This is a genomic window from Erythrobacter sanguineus (genome assembly GCF_900143235.1).
GTDB lineage: Bacteria > Pseudomonadota > Alphaproteobacteria > Sphingomonadales > Sphingomonadaceae > Erythrobacter > Erythrobacter sanguineus.
On the sequence record NZ_FRDF01000001.1, the window covers coordinates 68,280 to 85,877 of the forward strand.

A 17,598-nucleotide genomic window follows, 5' to 3' on the forward strand; every position below is an offset into this window, starting at 1 on the left:
TGCATTATAATTTTGTGAGGAGAGTGCTATGGCCCCGTCGAAGCCGAAGTCTAAAGCTGTGCCTGCTGAAATCACCATGGGCCGCCTTGCTGGCAAGATCGCCCTCGTCACCGGGGCGGCGGGCAATCTCGGCGGGCATATCACCGCCCATTACCTTGCAGAAGGCGCAACCGTGGTGATGACAGGCCGCACGCCTGATCGCACGCAGGCCGCCGCCGATGCGCTGATCAAGGCGACCGGGGTAGACCCCGCCCGGATCGCGACCGTGGCGCTTGATGGCGGAGACATCGCCTCTGTCCGGGCTGCCATCGCCGAAGTGGTCGCCAAATTCGGGCGGATCGACATTCTGGTGAACAACGCCGGGAGCGCCGGGCCGAAGCAGCCGATCGAACAATTGCCGCTTTCGTCAGAAGAACTCGCCGCGCTTCAGAAAAAGGGCGCGACCGACAGCGAGACTGTCGGCGATGCGCTGCGCAACATCTTTGGCGTGGCATGGAACGTCGCCCGCATTGTGGCCCCGCATATCCCTGAAGGCGGGTCGATCATCAATGTTTCGACCATTTTCAGCCGCACGCCCTATTACGCCCGCGCCGCCTATGTCGTGCCCAAGGCGGCGATGAATGGGTGGAGCCGCGAATTGTCGCTGGAACTCGGGCCGAAGGGCATCAGGGTCAACCTCGTCTATCCCGGCCCGATTGAAAGCGAGCGTATCCGCACCGTCTTTGCCACGATGGACAAGGCCCGCGGCGATGAAGCGGGCACCACCGCCACGCAATTCTTCGACATGATGAGCCTGGAACGCGCCACCGGCGGCAACGCCAAGGCCAAGACCTTCCCCACCCCGACCGACATTGCCACCACCTGCGTGTTCCTCGGCAGTGACGAGAGTGCGGCTTACAACGGCCACGATTTCGAAGTCACCCACGGCATGACCGTGCGCAAGGAAGAGCGCGCGACCTATCTCGCACGCCCGACCATGCGTTCGATGGACGGCACCGGCCTCGCCGTGCTGATTGCGGCGGGCGACAATTTTGAAGAAGCGCTCGAAATCGCGCAGGTGCAGCTCGCCTGCGGGGCGGCCGTGGTGCTCGGCCTGCCGCGTGCAGCCGATGTTGCCATCGCCGAAAAGCGCTGCAAGGCGATGGGGGTGGAAGGGGATCTGTCGATCATCCGCTTCAACCGCAAAGATGCTGCCGCGATGGAAGCGGCGCTGGAGGATTACACCAAGGGCGGCACGCCGATCAGCGGCGCGCTGTTCATGCCGATGCTGAGCGCAGGCGAATTGAATGGCGCCCTGATTGCGGCAGATGACAGCGTGATCGAGGCGCTGATGGATGCCGAACTGGCGGGCAACATGGCGCTCGCACGGACGATGAGCCGTTACTGGAAACGCCATGACAACCTGCTGCAGGAGCCGCGCTTCGTGTTCGTCAGCCATGCCAGCGACGGGAAGGGCGACGTTTACGCCCACATCCTGCGCGCAGCGACTGAACAGCTGATCCGCATTTGGCGCGACGAATCCGCGATCGACACCGCCCATGGTCGCCGCCGACAGGCTGAATGGGGCAACCAGATCGTGCGTTTCACCAACACCGAGGCCGAGAATATCCGCTTCACCGCCGGCCACGCTGCGCGCATTCTGCTCAAGGAAAGCAAGCTGGCGGAAATCACGCTCTACGTTCCGTCGAACATTGGTGAGGCGACCGGCGCGCGCAAAGCCATGCCCGGCTTCAGCGAGAACATCACCGGGCTGCATCTTGGCAAGGTGGCGCTGATCACTGGCGGATCTGCGGGCATCGGCGGGCAGGTTGCACGGCTGCTGGCGCTGGCAGGCGGCAAGGTGATGATGGTTGCGCGGCGCGAAAGCGAGCTGGCGGTCGCGCGTGCGCGGATCGTTAGCGAGCTGGAGGATATCGGCTTTGCTGGCGTCGAACGCCGGGTCCAGACGCTCGCCAATGTCGATGTCAGCAACTTCGACAGTCTCAAGGGCGCGGTTGACGCGACCTTGAAGGCCTTCGGGCGGATCGATTACCTGATCAACAATGCAGGCGTCGCGGGCGCGGAGGACATGGTGGTCGATATGGGGGTCGACGCCTGGAACTACACGCTCGATGCAAATCTGGTGTCGAACTACTTCCTGATGCACCACGTCGCGCCGCTGATGAAGGCGCAAGGATCGGGCTATATCCTCAACGTCTCGTCCTATTTCGGCGGCGAGAAATACCTCGCGGTCGCCTATCCCAATCGCGCCGATTATGCGGTGTCGAAGGCGGGGCAACGCGCGATGGTGGAAAGCATGGCGCGCTATCTCGGTCCGGAAGTGCAGTTCAACGCGATTGCGCCGGGGCCGGTCGATGGGGACCGCCTGTCGGGCACCGGCGGCAAGCCCGGATTGTTCGAACGGCGCGGCAAGCTGATCCTTGAAAACAAGCGGCTGAACGCCGTCCATGCTGCCGCGATCCGGGCGATCCGGCGCGGGGTGCGGGTCGAAGCGGTGCTGGCGCGGCTGGCGCGCAATGACACAGTCAAAATGAGCCACGACACCAATAACCCGCGCGAATTGCGCGAATTGGCGCTGGCCTGTGCGCGCGAAGGCGATGGTGAGTGCAGCTGGGATCAGTATCTGCTCACCCCCACGATTGCCGCTGCGTTGGTGTCACGCCTGCGGCAGGCCGGGCTGTTCCTCGACGCGCCCGAATGGGCTGATCGTCCCGCCACGCCGGAAAGCGATGCCGACTGGCTGCTGCGCGTCCCGCCCGAAAGCGCGCCTTTCCTGCCCGCCGACAAGATCGCGGTTGAAGCCAAAAAGGTCGGCACCGGCGTGCTGTCCAAGCTTTATCTCGGCAAGATGCCGACCGAGCATGACGTGGCGCAGGCGACGGTGTTCTTCCTCGCCGACCGCGCCGTCAGCGGCGAAACCTTCATGCCATCTGGCGGGCTGTCGGTGGAACGTTCGACCACCGAACGCGAATTGTTCGGTTCACCCAAGCAGGAGCGGCTCGACCAGATGCGCGGCAAGACGGTGTGGATCATTGGCGAGCACCTCGCCGATTACCTCGCCGAAACCGCGCGGGCCTTCATCGAGGATTGCCATGCCGCCCGCGTGGTGCTGGTGACCCGCTCGTCTGAAGGCTTTGATGCGATCAAGGCGCAGCTCGAAGGGGAAACCGCCGATGCGCTGACTTCGCTGGTCGCGGGCACTGATATCGAGGCGGCGATGGATGAGGCGCTGGTGAAGTGGGGGCGGCCGACAACCATTCTTTCGACCCCTTTCACCGCATTGCCGGGCAAGCTGTTCGAAACGGACGATCCGCTCACACCGGACGAGTTCCGCAGCGTTGTGGCCGACAACCTTACCCACCACTTCCGCGTTTCGCGCCGCGCCTCGCTGTATGATGATTGCCAGCTGGTGCTGACTTCGCCCGACGTGCCGATGGGCGATCGCAGCCCGGCCTTTGCGCTGGCGAACTTCATCAAGACCACGCTCCACGCCTTCACGGCCACATTGGCGGTGGAGAACGAGCGGCTGGTGCATGATGTGCCGGTCAACCAGATCAACCTCACGCGCCGGGTCCAATCCGAAGAACCGCGCGATCTTGACGAGCATCTGGAGGAAGTCCGCCGGTTTGCCCGTGCGGTGCTGCTGGTCGGGGCGCCGCTGCCGGACGCGGAGGATTCGCGTTACCGCGCGCGGATTTACCGCGGCATGTCGATGACGGTGTAAGGAGCGCGCGGGGGTGATCCAGTATCTGCCTTTCGAAAAGCCGATCGAGGCGCTTGACCAGCGGGTGGCGGAGCTTTCGGCCCTGCCGGAAGGCACTGAAGAGGCGCGGATGCTGGCGACACGGGCCGAGCGCCTGCTGGCCGATACCTATGCCCGGCTCAGCCCGTGGCAGCGCACGCTTGTCGCCCGCCATCCCCAGCGTCCGCGATTCGAAAAACTAGTGGCGGGGCTGTTCACCGACTTCCTCCCGCTCGCAGGAGACCGCGTGTTCAGCGAGGATGCCGCGATCATCGGCGGTTTCGCCCGCTTTGAAGGGCGCAAGGTGATGGTGATCGGCCATGTGAAGGGCGAGGACACGCCCGGGCGGCTCAGGCACAATTTCGGCATGGCCCGGCCCGAAGGCTATCGCAAGGCAATCCGGCTGATGGAACTGGCCGACCGTTTCGGCCTGCCGGTGGTGACGCTGGTCGATACCCCCGGCGCCTTTCCCGGCGTGGATGCCGAAGCGCGCGGGCAGGCGGAAGCCATCGCCCGCTCGACCGAAGCGTGCCTGTCATTGGGGGTGCCGCTGATCGCGGTCATCATCGGCGAAGGCGGATCGGGCGGGGCGGTGGCGCTGGCAGCGGCCAACCGCGTGCTGATGATGGAGCACGCGGTCTATTCGGTGATCTCCCCCGAAGGTTGCGCATCGATCCTGTGGCGCAGCGGCGCGCAGGCCCCTGATGCCGCCGAAGCGATGAAGGTGACGGCGGCTGACCTGCTCAAGCTCGGCGTCATTCACCGCATCGTCTATGAACCGCAGGGCGGGGCGCACCGCGATCCGCAGGAGATGGCCAAGCGCCTGACGCTGGCGCTGCGCGCCGAACTTGATGGCCTGGCCACCATGACCCCGGCGGAACTGCAGCGCGAGCGCGAGGAATTTTTTCTCAGCCTCGGCTGAAGCCGCGCACCGTCTGCGCCGCGTAATCACATTGCCCCTTTCAGTCCGGCGCTGGTCGTGACAAGAGGCAGGTTGCAAACACAGACCCATTCAGGAGACGAGGATCATGAATCTCGAATTCACCCCGGAAGAGCAGGCGTTCCGCGACGAGGTGCGCAGCTTCATCGCGGAAAACTATCCCAGCCATCTGGCGGATTTCGGGATGCGCGAGGACATGGAGCGCGAGGATTTCCTCGCATGGCACAAGATTCTCGGCAAAAAGGGCTGGTCGGTTCCGGCATGGCCGGTCGAATATGGCGGCACCGGCTGGACCCCGACCCAGCGTTACATCTGGTCGGAAGAAAACGCCCGCGCCAGCACTGTCATGCCGCTGCCGTTTGGCGTGTCGATGGTCGGCCCGGTGATCTACACCTTTGGCAATGCGGAGCAGAAGGCGAAGCACCTGCCCGGCATCGTCAGCGGCGAAGTGTGGTGGTGTCAGGGCTATTCCGAACCGGGTGCGGGTTCCGACCTTGCCAGCCTCAAGACCACCGCCGTGCGCGACGGCGATCACTATGTGATCAACGGCCAGAAGACCTGGACCACGCTGGCGCAGCATGCTGATTGGGGCTTTTTCCTGTGCCGCACCGATCCGACCGCCAAGGCGCAGGAAGGCATCAGCTTCATCCTCGTCGACATGAAGTCGCCGGGGGTTGAGGTAAAGCCGATCAAGCTGCTCGACGGCGGTTACGAGGTCAACGAAACCTGGCTGACCGACGTGCGCGTGCCGGTTGAAAATCTGGTGGGCGTCGAAAACAAGGGCTGGACCTATGCCAAGTTCCTGCTCGCCCATGAACGCAGCGGGATTGCCGGCGTGGCGCGTTCGAAGCGCGGCGTGGAAAAGCTGCGCGAAATTGCCGCGAATGAAAACCTCGATGGCGCGCCGCTGATCAAGGATTTCGATTTCGCCAAGAAGGTGAGCCAGCTTGAAATCGATCTGGCCGCGCTGGAAATCACCGAACTGCGCACGCTCGCGGGTGAACAGGCGGGCAAGGGCCCGGGGCCGGAAAGCTCGATCCTCAAGATCAAGGGCACCGAAATCCAGCAGCGCCTGACCGAACTGACGCTGGAAGCGGTCGGCACCTATGGTGCGCCCTATTACGGCAGCATCGCCAATGACACCGGCCCAGGCTCTGGATCGAACGAATATGCCGTTGGCCCCGCGCATGCTCAGCACGCCGCGGCGACCTATTTCAACATGCGCAAGACCTCGATCTATGGCGGATCGAACGAGATTCAGCGCAACATCATCACCAAGATGATCCTCGGCCTGTAAGCGGCTTCGAGGCACGGGAGAGACGACGTGGACTTCAACTTCACCGAAGAACAGGACATGGTGCGCGACGGTTTGTCGCGGCTGGTGCGCGAACAATATGACTGGGAAACCCGGCGCAAGGCGATTGCCAGCAATGCTGGCTGGCGTCCCGAGGTTTGGGCGCAGCTGGCCGAACTCGGCATTCTCGGCATGCCGTTTTCCGAAGCCGATGGCGGCTTTGGCGGCGGCGCGGTCGATGCGATGGTGATCATGGAAGAATTCGGCAAGGGCCTGGTGGTCGAGCCTTTCGTCCCCACCGTGGTGTGTGCCGGCGGCTTCCTGAAGCACGGCGGCACCGCGGCGCAGAAGGAAGAACATATCGGCGGGATCGTGGCGGGCAGCGCGGTCTTCGCCTTTGCCTATGCCGAACCGCGCGGGCGTTATGATTATGCCGATCTGGAAACCACCGCGAAAAAGGACGGGGCGGGCTATGTCCTCAATGGCCACAAGGCGGTCGTGATCGGCGCCCCGTGGGCGAGCCACCTGATCGTTACCGCGCGCACCGGCGGTGACCGGCGTGATCGCGCTGGCGTTTCGGTGTTCGTGGTTGCCAAGGACAGCGCCGGGATTGTCACCCGCGATTACGAAACCGTCGATGGACGCCGTGCATCCGAAGTCTATTTCGAGAACGTGTCGGTTCCGGCCGAAGCCTTGATCGGCGAGGAAGGCGCAGGCCTGGCGCTGATCGAGCTGGTCACCGATGAAGCCATCGCCGCATTGTGCGCCGAGGCCTGCGGAGCGATGAAGGTCGCCCACGCGATGACGGTTGAATATTCGCGCCAGCGCAAGCAGTTCGGCGTGCCGATCGGCAGCTTTCAGGTGCTCCAGCACCGCATGGTCGACATGTACACCGCCTATGAAACGTCGGTTTCGCTGACCTATCTCGCCACGCTCCGGCTTGCTTCGGACGAGACCGAGCGCAAGCGTTCTGTGTCAGCGGCCAAGGTCGGCGTCGGGCAGGCCGCGCGGCTGATCGGGCAGGAAGCGGTGCAGATCCACGGCGGCAACGGCGTGACCGATGAATATGCCATCGGCCACTATTTCAAGCGGTTGACGATCTTCGATTCCGAATTCGGCAATGTCGATCACCACATGAAGCGCCACATCGCGCTGGCCTGAGCGCGGCGGGCAGCATGGAGTGCGGGTAGTGTCCGGAACAGCCGGACGTTACCCGTAGCTCGCTTGGCCTGAGCAGAAGGTGGTGCCGGCTACAGGATTCGAACCCGTGGCCCCCTGATTACAAATCAGGTGCTCTACCAACTGAGCTAAGCCGGCTGACCGTGGCCGCGCCCTAAGCCTAGAACGCGCCGAAAGTCCAGCCTTCGGTGCGGGCGACTTCGGAAGTGAGGCTGGGTGGGTGCCACAGATCGCGGCTGGCATGGACGCGGCGCAGCCATGCTGCGGTTATCAGCGCGTCGGAGGAATGATCGTCGATCATACCCGCGCCGCTGACAGGCGGACTATCCAGCGCATCGAGCGCAGTGTTGAGCGCCGCGTGACTCCGGATCTTGGTCGCAGCGCCCGTCACCCCGCCCAGCCGAGCGGCGACCGATGTGTAGATTTCCACCACCACTGATCCTGTTTCGGGCAGCGAATCGATCGGCCACACCGGCACGGCGGTGCCCAGGCGGTGGAGCATCCGCATCCCTGTAAGGCTGGACTTGCCGACTTGCGCTGCGCCGACAAGGTTGAAATTGCTCACCGGGCGCACGCCTTGGGCGCGCTGGGCGGTCTCGGCCACCCGAAACCGTCCTTCGCGGGTTGCCGCGCCCGGCAGCAGGAAAAGGTCGCCTTGATGATCCTTGCCGTGGCGGAAATAGCGCGCGGCTTGCGGGTGGGAGATGAAGCCACCCGCCTCAAGGTGCGGATCATCGGCGCATATGCGGTCGATCAGCGCCCACAGCCCGCGCGCGTCAGCAGGGCTTGCGTCCCAATCGGGAAAGAACGCGCCCGCATCGGCAAAGGGCAGGCCGATGCCGAGATCGAGCCCGGCCAGCGTCGCGCCCGGAAGATCGCCCAGCAGCGCCATCACCTCGCTTCGCGCCCAGCCGCGTGGATCGGGCGGGGGGATGAGCACGGGCGGCCCGCCCTCTGCCAGAGCCACGGCCAGCGCGATGCCTTTCTGCCGCGCGCCTTTCGCGCCGGACCAGTCGACCGCAAGGAAGTGGGTGAAGCGACTCATCCCCGTTCCGTGCGCAGCTTGTCCCAGTAATCGAGGCGCTTTTTCACCTCGCGCTCGAACCCGCGCTCTGCGGGGGTGTAGAAGGTCTGCGGCTCCATCTCCTCCGGCCAGTAATCATCGCCCGAAAAGCCCTCGGGTGTGTCGTGGTCGTAGGTGTAGCCCTTGCCGTAGCCGAGGCTTTCCATCAGGCCCGTCGCCGGGTTGACGATGTTCATCGGCGGCATCAGGCTGCCGGTATCCTTCGCGGATTTCCATGCGGATTTCTGGGCCATGTAGACCGCGTTGGATTTGGGCGCGGTCGCCAGATAGAGGCACGCCTGCGCCAGCGCCAATTCGCCTTCGGGGCTGCCGAGGAACCGGTATGCCTCCATCGCCGCCATGCATTGCGGCAGGGCATGCGGATCGGCCAGCCCGATGTCCTCCACCGCCATGCGCACCAGCCGCCGGGCGAGGAACAGCGGTTCTTCGCCCGCGGTCAGCATCCGCGCAAGGTAATAGAGCGCGGCCTGCGGATCGGAACCGCGCACAGCTTTGTGCAGGGCGCTGATCAGGTTGTAATGCCCGTCGCGGTCCTTGTCGTACACGGCCACGCGGCGTTGCAGGAAGCTGCCGAGCGCCTGCGGGTCGAGCGGTTCGGCAAGCCCCGCCGCATAGAGCGTTTCGGCCTGCCCCAGCACAAATCGCCCATCACCATCGGCCTGCGCGATCAGCGCGGCGCGGGCTTCGGCGGTGAGGGGGAGGGGGCCTTCCAAGCCTTCCGCCTTCGCCAGCAGCGCATCCAGCGCAGCCTCATCCAGCCGGTTCAGCACCAGCACCTGCGCGCGGCTGAGCAGTGCGGCGTTGAGCGCGAAGCTGGGGTTCTCGGTGGTCGCGCCCACCAGCGTCACCACGCCGCGTTCGACAAAGGGCAGAAACCCGTCCTGCTGGGCGCGGTTGAAGCGGTGGATTTCGTCCACGAACAACAATGTCTTGCGCCCGGCGCTGGCCATCTTCTCGGCCTCGGCAAAGGCCTTTTTCAGGTCGGCCACGCCGGAGAAAACCGCGCTGATTGCGACATAACGCATCCCGACCGCGTCCGCGAGCAGGCGGGCGATGCTGGTCTTGCCGGTGCCGGGCGGCCCCCACAGGATCATGCTGGAAAGGCGGCCTGCCGCCACCATCCGCCCGATTGCGCCTTCGGGGCCGGTCAGATGCTCCTGCCCGATCACGTCGGCCAGGGTCTGCGGGCGCAGGCGGTCGGCCAGCGGCGCGTCGGGATCGGGCGCGCTGGCCCCATTTGCGCCGCCGGGCGCATCATCTCCAAACAGATCAACCATTGGTCGGGCGTGATACGCTGATCGTCGGAAAAGGGAACCGGGCAGGCCTGCACCCCTTGTTTCGATAGGTCTAAGATATATCTTGAACATATCGACAAGCACGGAGGATGATGGAATGAGCTGGAACCGACATGGCCGCGGCAGTGGCTGGGACAAGCTGGGTGAGGCGATTGCCGTGATGGCAGCGTCGGGTGCCTATGATTTTGGCGGACCGAAGTGGAAGGCCAACTGGCGATGGGATGAACGTGAAGGCGAAGATGGCGAGGAGCGTGGCCCCGGCCGCCGCCGCCAGCGCCGCGGGCGGATGTTTGGCCAGGGCGAACTGCGGCTCGCGCTGCTCGGTCTGATCGCGGAAAAGCCCAGCCACGGCTACGAACTGATCAAGGACATCGAGGAAATGACCGGCGGCGCCTATGCCCCCAGTCCCGGCGCGGTCTATCCCACCTTGCAACTGCTCGAAGATGAAGGCGCGATAGCACCGGCAGAGGCCGAGGGCGCGAAGAAGCCCTTTGCCGCCACCGATCAGGGCCGCGCCGAACTGGCGGAACGCAGCACCGAGGTCGAAGCGCTGATGCGCCGCCTTGGCCGCCACGGCGAACGCGCGGAGAAGGTGCGATCGCCCGATCTGTTCCGAGCGATGGGCAACCTCGGCAGCGTGCTCAAGAACCGCGCGCGGGCGGGCAAGCTCGACGAGCGCACCATCAACGAAATCGTCGACATGATCGACGAAATGGCCAAGCGGATCGAGCGGCTTTAGCCGCAGCCGATTGCGGCGGGCATGATGACCGCCACCCCTCTCCGTCCGGATCGCACCGGATGGGGAGGGATGGCGGGATCGATTCTGCTGATCTTCCGCGGCCGCTGCGCCGTTAGGGCCGTTGTCCTATCGGTGATCAGTATGGCCGCCTATGCCCGCGCCATGACCCGGACAGGCGCGCTGCGCTGATGCCTAGGCCTCTGCCTGCGCGGCCTCGGCGGCTTGTAGCGCGCTGCGGTTCTCGACCAGCCTGACATAGGTATCAGCGACGATCTGGTTGATCGCCTCCCAACCATATTCGCACGCCCGCGTCTCGCCTGCCGCGCCATGCGCCCGGCGCAACGCAAGGTCGGTGCAATAGGGGGCGATCGCTTCGGCGAAAGCCAGCGCGTCGGCCTCTTTTGCGGTCGGCACCACCAGCCGTCCGGTCACGCCTTCTGCAACAAGACTGGCGCTGCCGGTTGCGCCAGCCGCGACCACCGGCAACCCGCTGGCCATGGCTTCGAGCGTGACATTGCCGAATGTCTCGGTGACCGAAGGGTTGAAGAAGACGTCCCCGCTTGCCAGCGCCTGCCCCAGCGCTTCTCCGGTCTTGAAGCCGGCAAAGATCCCGCCGGGCAGGTTTGCCTCGAACCACCCGCGCGCCGGGCCATCGCCGATCACCAGCACCTTGTGCGGCACTTGGCGGCGGCGCAGCTGGACAATGGTTTCGGCAAACACATCCAGCCCTTTTTCCATCACCAGCCGCCCGAGGAACATGATCGCCACGTCATCATCGGCAAGGCCGATGCCGCGCCGCCAATCCAGGTCGCGCCGCGCCGAGGAAAAGATCGTGCGATCAACCCCCCGGCTCCACAACCCGATATCGTCGTGCATTTCCATCGCCAGCAATTCGTCGATCATGCTCTGCGACGGTGCGACCAGGGCATCGCACCGGTTGTAGAAGCGTCTAAGCCCCATGATGATCAGCGGTTCGAGGAAGGCCATGTTGTAATAGCGCGGATAGGTTTCGAACCGGGTGTGGACGCTGGCCAGCACCGGAACATCGTGATCTTGCGCCCAGCGCAGCGCCGCGTGGGCGGCAGGATCGGGCGACGACAGGTGGACGATATTGGGCCGGAACTTGGCCAGATCGCGCTTTACCGCAGCCCCCAGATGGGTCGGCATGCGGTATTCGCCGCGCCCTTTCACCGGCATCGGCACATTGGGCAGGCCGACCAGATCGCCGGTCGGGGCAAAATCCGGATTGGCGACCTCGGGCGAATAGACGCGCACCGCCGCACCCTTGGCAAGCAGCGAGCTGACGAGCCGGTTCAGGGCCTGATTGGCCCCGTCTCGGGTGTAATTGTAATTGCCGCTGAACAGGGCAATGCGGAGGTCACTGGTTTGCATGGAGCGGCCTGATTAGTGACATTATCGCTACTTGGCGAGAGGGGCTGCGTGGCAATTTGATCCTTGATCGGGGGCAATCGGTCGCACCGGCACTATTTCACGTTGACTCCTGCCCACGCAACTCTAGTGCGACCGGCGGGCCACGCGGTCCCAACGCCGCGCGAGCTCTCTGCAAGGAGAGAATACATGACTGAGTACACACGCGGGCTCCAGCACGAGCCTACGCACAAGCCTGAACGCCCCTTCTTTTCTTCGGGCCCCACGGCAAAATTCCCCGGCTGGTCGCTGGATAAGCTGAAAACCGATGTGCTTGGCCGTTCGCACCGTTCGGCGCTGGGCAAGGCGCGTCTGAAATACGCGATTGACCTCAGCCGCGAACTGCTCGGCATCCCCGATGATTACCTGATCGGCATCATGCCTGCGTCTGACACCGGCGCGATCGAAGCTGCGATGTGGGCGATGCTTGATCCCGCGCGCCCCGTGACGGTCGCGGCTTGGGAAAGCTTTGGCAATATCTGGATTCAGGACGCGGTGAAGCAGCTTAAGCTGCCCAACCTGCAGGTGCTGACCGCCGATTATGGCGAGATCCCCGATCTCACCACCATCCCGCAGCGCAATGACGTGGTCTTCACCTGGAACGGCACCACCAGCGGCGCGATGATCCCCAATACCGACTGGCTGGAGCCAGGCCGCGAAGGGATCACCATCAACGACGCCACCAGCGCGATCTTCGCGCAGGAAATGGACTGGTCGAAACTGGATGCCACCACCTATTCGTGGCAGAAGGTGATGGGCAGCGAAGCCCAGCACGGGATGCTGATTCTCAGCCCCAAGGCTGTCGCCCGGATCGAAAGCTATGATCCGCCGTGGCCGCTGCCCAAGCTTTTCCGCATGAAGAAGGGCAACAAGCTCAACCTCGGCATCTTCGCGGGCGAGACGATCAACACCCCTTCGATGCTGGCAACCGAGGATTACATCGCGGCGCTGGAATGGGCCAAGTCCATCGGCGGACGTCGCGCGCTGGTTGACCGTGCCAATGCCAACTCGCAGATCGTGAAAGACTGGATCGAAGCGACCCCGTGGCTGCGCAACATGGCCAGCGACCCGGCCCAGCAGACCAATACCGGCGTCTGCATGGTGTTTCAGGGCGACTGGTACGACAGCCTCTCGGCCGAAGATCAGGCTGCGGTGCCCAAGAAAATCGTCAAGATGCTCGAAGAACGCAATATCGGGTATGATTTCAATGGCTACCGCGATGCCCCGCCAAGCTTGCGCATCTGGTGCGGTTCGACCGTGGAGCAGGAGGACGTGAAGCGTCTGCTGCCGTGGATTGAGTGGGCCTATGAAAAGGTCAAGAACGGCTGAGGCCGTCCATTTACGCGTCGCCCCGGACTTGATCCGGGGCCGCTCTCCCCAACTGCCCAGCGCCTGTTGCGCGCGATCCCGGATCAAGTCCGGGGCGACGATGGAAGGTATTCCCAATGACCCGTCCCAAAGTTCTCATTTCCGACAAGATGGACCCCAACGCCGCGCGCATTTTCGAAGAGCGCGGCTGCGATGTCGATGTGATCACCGGCGAAACGCCCGAACAATTGATCGCCCGCATTGGCGAATATGATGGCCTTGCGATCCGTTCCTCGACCAAGGTGACCGCCGCCATTCTGGATGCCGCCACCAATCTGAAGGTCATCGGCCGGGCCGGGATCGGCGTGGACAATGTCGACATTCCTTATGCCTCGTCCAGGGGCGTGGTGGTGATGAACACCCCGTTCGGCAATTCGATCACCACCGCCGAACACGCCATCGCGCTGATGTTCGCGCTGGCCCGGCAGCTCCCCGAAGCCAACGCGCAGACGCAGGACGGCAAGTGGCCCAAAAGCGGGTTCATGGGGGTCGAGGTGACCGGCAAGACGCTGGGCCTGATCGGTGCGGGCAATATTGGTGCGATCGTGGCCAGCCGCGCGCTCGGCCTCAGGATGAAGGTGATCGCCTATGATCCCTTCCTGACCGAAGAGCGCGCGGTGGAAATGGGGGTCGAGAAGGTCGATCTCGACACGTTGTTGAGCCGCGCGGATTTCGTCACGCTGCACACCCCGCTGACGGATGAGACCCGCAATATCCTGAGCCGCGAACGGCTGGAAAACGCCAAGAAGGGCATCCGCATCATCAACTGCGCGCGCGGCGGGCTGATTGACGAAGCGGCGCTGAAGGATTGTCTGGAAAGCGGGCAGGTCGCAGGCGCGGCGCTCGACGTGTTCGAAACGGAACCGCCCGCCGCCGATCACCCGCTGTTTGGTGCGCCGAACTTCATCTGCACCCCGCACCTTGGCGCATCGACCACCGAAGCACAGGTCAATGTTGCGCTGCAGGTGGCCGAGCAGCTGGCCGATTACCTCGTCAATGGCGGCGTCACCAACGCGCTCAACGTGCCGAGCCTGTCTGCCGAAGAAGCGCCCAAGCTGCGGCCCTACATGGCACTGGCGGAACGGCTAGGCAGTCTGGTTGGTCAGCTTGCCCATGGTAACCTCACCAATATCAGCATCGAACGCGAAGGCGCAGCGGCGGGCCTTAACGGCAAGCCGATCACCGCGGCCGTGCTCGCCGGGCTGATGCGGCGCTATTCCGACACGGTGAACATGGTTAACGCGCCCTATCTCGCCAAGGAGCGCGGGCTCGACGTGCGCGAAATCCGCCACGATCATGATGGCGCCTACAACACCCTGATCCGGGTGACGGTGGAGACCGCGCAAGGACCGCGTTCGGTTGCCGGGACATTGTTCGGCAATGAAGCACCGCGGCTGGTGGAGATCTTCGGCATCGGCATCGAAGCGGAACTGTCGGGCCACATGCTTTATATCGTCAACGACGACAAGCCGGGCTTCATCGGCCGCATCGGCACGCTGCTGGGCAGTCACGGCATCAATATCGGCACCTTCAACCTCGGCCGCCGCGATGCGGGCGGGGAAGCGGTGCTGCTTTTGAGCCTGGATGAAGCGCTGACCCCCGAAGTGGTGGCCGAGGCCGAGCAGGTGCAGGGTGTCAAGCTGGTCAAGGCGCTGGCGTTTTAGGGAAGGCGCATGACCCAACCCAACGATCTCCTTCCCGAAGGCCTCGAAGACCGCCTGCCGCTCGAAGCGGCGCGGATCACGGCGGCGATGCGTGCGTGCCTCGATGTGCTGCACGCGCATGGCTATGACCGCGTGCGCCCGCCGCTGCTGGAGTTCGAAGCTTCGCTGGCGGGGCGCATGGCTGGCGCGGTGGCGGGCGAAGCGCGGGCGATGTTCCGCTTTGTCGATCCGGCGAGCTTGCGCACGCTGGCGCTGCGATCGGACATCACCCCGCAGATCGGGCGGATCGCCTCCACCAGCCTCAAGGATGCGCCGCGTCCGCTCCGGCTCGCCTATTGCGGCGACACCGTGGTTATCAAGGCAAGCCAGCTCGATCCGGCGCGTGAACGGCTGCAACTCGGCGCGGAACTGATCGGGGCGGACTCTGTCGCGGCGGCGAGCGAGGCGGTGATGCTGGCGGTCGAAGCTCTTGGCGCGGCGGGGCTGACCGGCATCTCGGTCGACTTCACGCTGCCTGACCTCGTCGATACCCTCGCTGCCAAGGCCCTGCCGCTCGCACCTGAGCAGATCGCGGCGGTGCGGCGCGAGCTTGATACCAAGGACGCGGGCGGGCTGAAGGCGGCGGGCGGCGCGGCCTATCTGCCGCTGCTCTATGCCACCGGGCCGTTTGCATCGGCGCTGGCGGCTCTGCGCGAAGTGGACGCGGGCGGGGCGCTGGCCTCGCGGCTCGACGGGCTGGAGGCGATCGCCGCCAGCGTGGGCGCCATGAGTGATGGGGCCGCCCGGATCACGCTCGACCCGACTGAACGCCACGGGTTCGAATACCAGTCGTGGTTCGGCTTCACCCTCTATGCCGATGGCCTGCGCCGTGCGGCGGGGCGGGGCGGCACCTACCGGATCGCCGGGAGTGACGAGCCTGCGACTGGCTTCACCCTCTATCTCGACCGGCTGGCCGATGCTGCGCCCCAGCCGGAACCGGCGCGGCTGGTCTTCCTCCCGCTCGGCCATGACCACGCGGCGGCGGCAACCCTACGCGCCCTGGGCTGGCGCACCCGGGCCCAACTGGCCGAGGGCGAGGACCCCCGCACGCTGGGCTGCACGCACATCCTCAAGGCCGGCGGCCCCGCCGAACTGGAGCCACGCCAATGACCGACCGCGCCAAGCCGATCACGCTCCCCGGCGACCCGCTCGCCCCATATTGCATCGCGCCCGCATGGCAGGTCGGCGACCTCGTGTTCCTCTCGGGCCAGGCGAGCATCGGCGCGGATGGCAGCATCGTGGGCGCGGGCGATTTCGACGCGCAGCTGGCCCAGACCTTCGCCAATATCGAGCGCGTGCTGGCAGCCGCTGGCACCGACCTTGCCAAGGTGGTGAAGGTCACGATCTATCTCACCGACATGGCCAACTTCCCCAAGATCGTCGAGGCGCGGCAGCGCTGGTTCACCCCGCCTTACCCGGCGGACACGACCTTGGAGGTGCGCAGCCTCGCCTTGCCCGAACTGCTGGTCGAGATCGATGTGATCGCGACCACCTGAAACCCTGCGCCCCACTATCCGAACACCCGCGCCAGAAAGGCATCGACCGCCTCGGTCTGGGCCTTGCCCGCTTCGGTGCCCAGTTCGCGGTTCATCCGGCCATGATCGGTGCCGGTGATCGCCAGCGCGCTCGCATCCTTCCCGGCCTTGGCCAGCGCCGCCATCAGCGCCTCTGACTGCGCCTTTGCATTGGCCCGCTCGGCCACATAGAGCGCTAGCCAATGGGCTGCATCCTTGCCGCCGACATGGGTGATGGGCGAAAGCGCCTTCTGCCGCGCAGGATCGGTGCCGAAGACATCGCGGTACAATAGCGGCATTTCCATCGTCGGCGTGGCTATGGCAGCGGGCACGTCGTAACCCGCCCCGTCCAGCAGCACCACGCCCCTTATCGCGCCAAACGCCTCACCCGCATATTGCGGATCGGTTGCCACCAGCGCGGCAAGATGCGCGCCTGCGCTGTGGCCCATCAACACGATCCGGTCAGGGTCGAACCCGCCGGTTTCCGCCTGCGCGCGCAAGGCCTGCAGCGCCGCGCCAAGATCGGCGGCCTGCTGTTCCACCGGCGATCCCGGCAGCAAGCGGTATCCGGCCGAGGCAAAGACATAGCCTGCTTCCTTGAAATGCTGCGGCTTGGCCTGCACCCGGGCACGATCCCCCATCTGCCACCCGCCGCCGTGGACGAACAGCACCAGCGGCGCATCGCCAACGGCATCATCGGGCGTGTAGATATCGACCTGCTGGCGGGCGTCCTTGCCATAGATCACCGTGCTGCTGATCCGTGCGCTGGCATATTGCCCCACGCCGCCCTGCGCGCGCATGCCCGGCCCGCGCCGCGCGCCTTCGCCATTGCCGCGCCGCGCCGCCATCCGCTCACCCAGCGACTTTGCGCATCCATCGGACAATTCGGCATATTTCTCCCGCAGACAGGTGCGTATCTGCGCGCGGTCAGACCCGCACAGCGCCGTTATCTCCGCGCGGCATTCGGCGGGCAGGCGGGCGTTTCCGCGCTGCTGGGCAAGGATCGGCGCAGCCAGCGCGGCGGCGGCAGCGGCGGCAATCAGGGCTTTGGCAGCAATGTTCATCAGGTTTCCTTTGCGGGCTTTGTGGAATGCTTCAACGGGCGCATCCCCGCAACCCTTTGCGCGCCTGTTCACAATGCGCCGGGGTTTCCTGATGTTGGAGACACATGAGACACTGTCCAGAAGCGTAAAAACCTGCCTCCCGCGCGCCCGCGCTGGCCGGTGTGCAAGGCGAAAGGAGGGGGACATCAGCGGGCATGACGGCGAACCTGCCAGATTGGCGCACCAGTAGGAAAGCCCGATCGCGCCCG

13 protein-coding genes and 1 tRNA gene are annotated in these 17,598 nt (G+C 64.9%); 9 read left to right on the forward strand and 5 right to left on the reverse strand.

Annotated elements, in window-relative coordinates; genetic code table 11:
- Positions 1-28: 28 nt before the first annotated feature.
- The 4 genes from BUA05_RS00310 (at position 29) to BUA05_RS00325 (ending at position 7,137) form a co-directional block, all read left to right on the forward strand.
- The gene (locus BUA05_RS00310; protein ID WP_084662383.1) at positions 29-3,724 is read left to right on the forward strand and encodes an SDR family NAD(P)-dependent oxidoreductase; all 3,696 of its coding nucleotides are present in this window, start codon (positions 29-31) and stop codon (positions 3,722-3,724) included.
- A gap of 13 nt (positions 3,725-3,737) precedes the next feature.
- Positions 3,738-4,664 (forward strand): acetyl-CoA carboxylase carboxyltransferase subunit alpha, encoded by a 927-nt coding sequence (locus tag BUA05_RS00315; RefSeq protein ID WP_072672676.1) that lies wholly within the window; start codon positions 3,738-3,740, stop codon positions 4,662-4,664.
- Between the two features lie 106 nt (positions 4,665-4,770).
- Positions 4,771-5,979: an acyl-CoA dehydrogenase family protein gene (locus BUA05_RS00320; protein ID WP_072672677.1), complete on the forward strand. Its 1,209-nt coding sequence runs from the start codon at positions 4,771-4,773 to the stop codon at positions 5,977-5,979.
- Between the two features lie 27 nt (positions 5,980-6,006).
- Entirely contained in the window at positions 6,007-7,137 is a 1,131-nt protein-coding gene (locus BUA05_RS00325; RefSeq protein ID WP_072672678.1) for an acyl-CoA dehydrogenase family protein, read from the forward strand.
- Between the two features lie 80 nt (positions 7,138-7,217).
- Here the strand turns inward: BUA05_RS00325 and BUA05_RS00330 are convergent.
- The 3 genes from BUA05_RS00330 to BUA05_RS00340 form a co-directional block, all read right to left on the reverse strand.
- A tRNA-Thr gene (locus BUA05_RS00330) sits at positions 7,218-7,293 on the reverse strand.
- A 22-nt stretch (positions 7,294-7,315) separates the two neighbouring features.
- Positions 7,316-8,200, reverse strand: a complete 885-nt coding sequence (locus tag BUA05_RS00335) for a hypothetical protein (RefSeq protein WP_072672679.1) — start codon at positions 8,198-8,200, stop codon at positions 7,316-7,318.
- Positions 8,197-9,516 (reverse strand): replication-associated recombination protein A, encoded by a 1,320-nt coding sequence (locus tag BUA05_RS00340; RefSeq protein WP_072672680.1) that lies wholly within the window; start codon positions 9,514-9,516, stop codon positions 8,197-8,199. The genes BUA05_RS00335 and BUA05_RS00340 overlap by 4 nt, the downstream gene beginning before the upstream one ends.
- Positions 9,517-9,631: 115 nt before the next feature.
- Here BUA05_RS00340 and BUA05_RS00345 point away from each other — a divergent pair, with 115 nt between their 5' ends.
- Positions 9,632-10,273 (forward strand): PadR family transcriptional regulator, encoded by a 642-nt coding sequence (locus BUA05_RS00345; RefSeq protein ID WP_072672681.1) that lies wholly within the window; start codon positions 9,632-9,634, stop codon positions 10,271-10,273.
- A gap of 192 nt (positions 10,274-10,465) precedes the next feature.
- Here the strand turns inward: BUA05_RS00345 and BUA05_RS00350 are convergent, their stop codons facing one another.
- Positions 10,466-11,665 (reverse strand): glycosyltransferase family 4 protein, encoded by a 1,200-nt coding sequence (locus BUA05_RS00350; RefSeq protein WP_072672682.1) that lies wholly within the window; start codon positions 11,663-11,665, stop codon positions 10,466-10,468.
- 186 nt (positions 11,666-11,851) lie between these two features.
- On the opposite strand from BUA05_RS00350, the gene BUA05_RS00355 reads away from it, so the two are divergent.
- The 4 genes from BUA05_RS00355 to BUA05_RS00370 all read left to right on the forward strand — a co-directional run bounded on the left by BUA05_RS00355 (position 11,852) and on the right by BUA05_RS00370 (position 16,268).
- A complete protein-coding gene (locus BUA05_RS00355) occupies positions 11,852-13,030 on the forward strand; it encodes a phosphoserine transaminase (RefSeq protein ID WP_072672683.1) in 1,179 nt (392 codons plus the stop codon).
- A 116-nt stretch (positions 13,031-13,146) separates the two neighbouring features.
- Positions 13,147-14,733 (forward strand): phosphoglycerate dehydrogenase, encoded by a 1,587-nt coding sequence (gene serA, locus BUA05_RS00360; protein WP_072672684.1) that lies wholly within the window; start codon positions 13,147-13,149, stop codon positions 14,731-14,733.
- 9 nt (positions 14,734-14,742) lie between these two features.
- Positions 14,743-15,882: an ATP phosphoribosyltransferase regulatory subunit gene (locus BUA05_RS00365; RefSeq protein ID WP_072672685.1), complete on the forward strand. Its 1,140-nt coding sequence runs from the start codon at positions 14,743-14,745 to the stop codon at positions 15,880-15,882.
- Positions 15,879-16,268 carry a RidA family protein gene (locus tag BUA05_RS00370; protein ID WP_072672686.1) on the forward strand — a complete coding sequence of 130 codons (390 nt, stop codon included), beginning with the start codon at positions 15,879-15,881 and terminating at the stop codon, positions 16,266-16,268. The genes BUA05_RS00365 and BUA05_RS00370 overlap by 4 nt, the downstream gene beginning before the upstream one ends.
- A 14-nt stretch (positions 16,269-16,282) precedes the next feature.
- On the opposite strand, the gene BUA05_RS00375 is transcribed toward BUA05_RS00370, so the two are convergent.
- Entirely contained in the window at positions 16,283-17,350 is a 1,068-nt protein-coding gene (locus BUA05_RS00375; RefSeq protein WP_072672687.1) for an alpha/beta hydrolase, read from the reverse strand.
- Positions 17,351-17,598: the final 248 nt, after the last annotated feature.

Excerpts from the sequence above, each read along its gene's own strand:
- BUA05_RS00365 (WP_072672685.1), top strand. The coding sequence starts at position 14,743 with ATGACCCAACCCAACGATCTCCTTCCCGAAGGCCTCGAAGACCGCCTG.
- BUA05_RS00340 (WP_072672680.1), bottom strand. The coding sequence starts at position 9,516 with ATGGTTGATCTGTTTGGAGATGATGCGCCCGGCGGCGCAAATGGGGCC.
- BUA05_RS00310 (WP_084662383.1), top strand. The coding sequence starts at position 29 with ATGGCCCCGTCGAAGCCGAAGTCTAAAGCTGTGCCTGCTGAAATCACC.
- BUA05_RS00320 (WP_072672677.1), top strand. The coding sequence starts at position 4,771 with ATGAATCTCGAATTCACCCCGGAAGAGCAGGCGTTCCGCGACGAGGTG.
- BUA05_RS00345 (WP_072672681.1), top strand. The coding sequence starts at position 9,632 with ATGAGCTGGAACCGACATGGCCGCGGCAGTGGCTGGGACAAGCTGGGT.
- serA (WP_072672684.1), top strand. The coding sequence starts at position 13,147 with ATGACCCGTCCCAAAGTTCTCATTTCCGACAAGATGGACCCCAACGCC.
- BUA05_RS00370 (WP_072672686.1), top strand. The coding sequence starts at position 15,879 with ATGACCGACCGCGCCAAGCCGATCACGCTCCCCGGCGACCCGCTCGCC.
- BUA05_RS00350 (WP_072672682.1), bottom strand. The coding sequence starts at position 11,665 with ATGCAAACCAGTGACCTCCGCATTGCCCTGTTCAGCGGCAATTACAAT.
- BUA05_RS00375 (WP_072672687.1), bottom strand. The coding sequence starts at position 17,350 with ATGAACATTGCTGCCAAAGCCCTGATTGCCGCCGCTGCCGCCGCCGCG.
- BUA05_RS00335 (WP_072672679.1), bottom strand. The coding sequence starts at position 8,200 with ATGAGTCGCTTCACCCACTTCCTTGCGGTCGACTGGTCCGGCGCGAAA.
- BUA05_RS00355 (WP_072672683.1), top strand. The coding sequence starts at position 11,852 with ATGACTGAGTACACACGCGGGCTCCAGCACGAGCCTACGCACAAGCCT.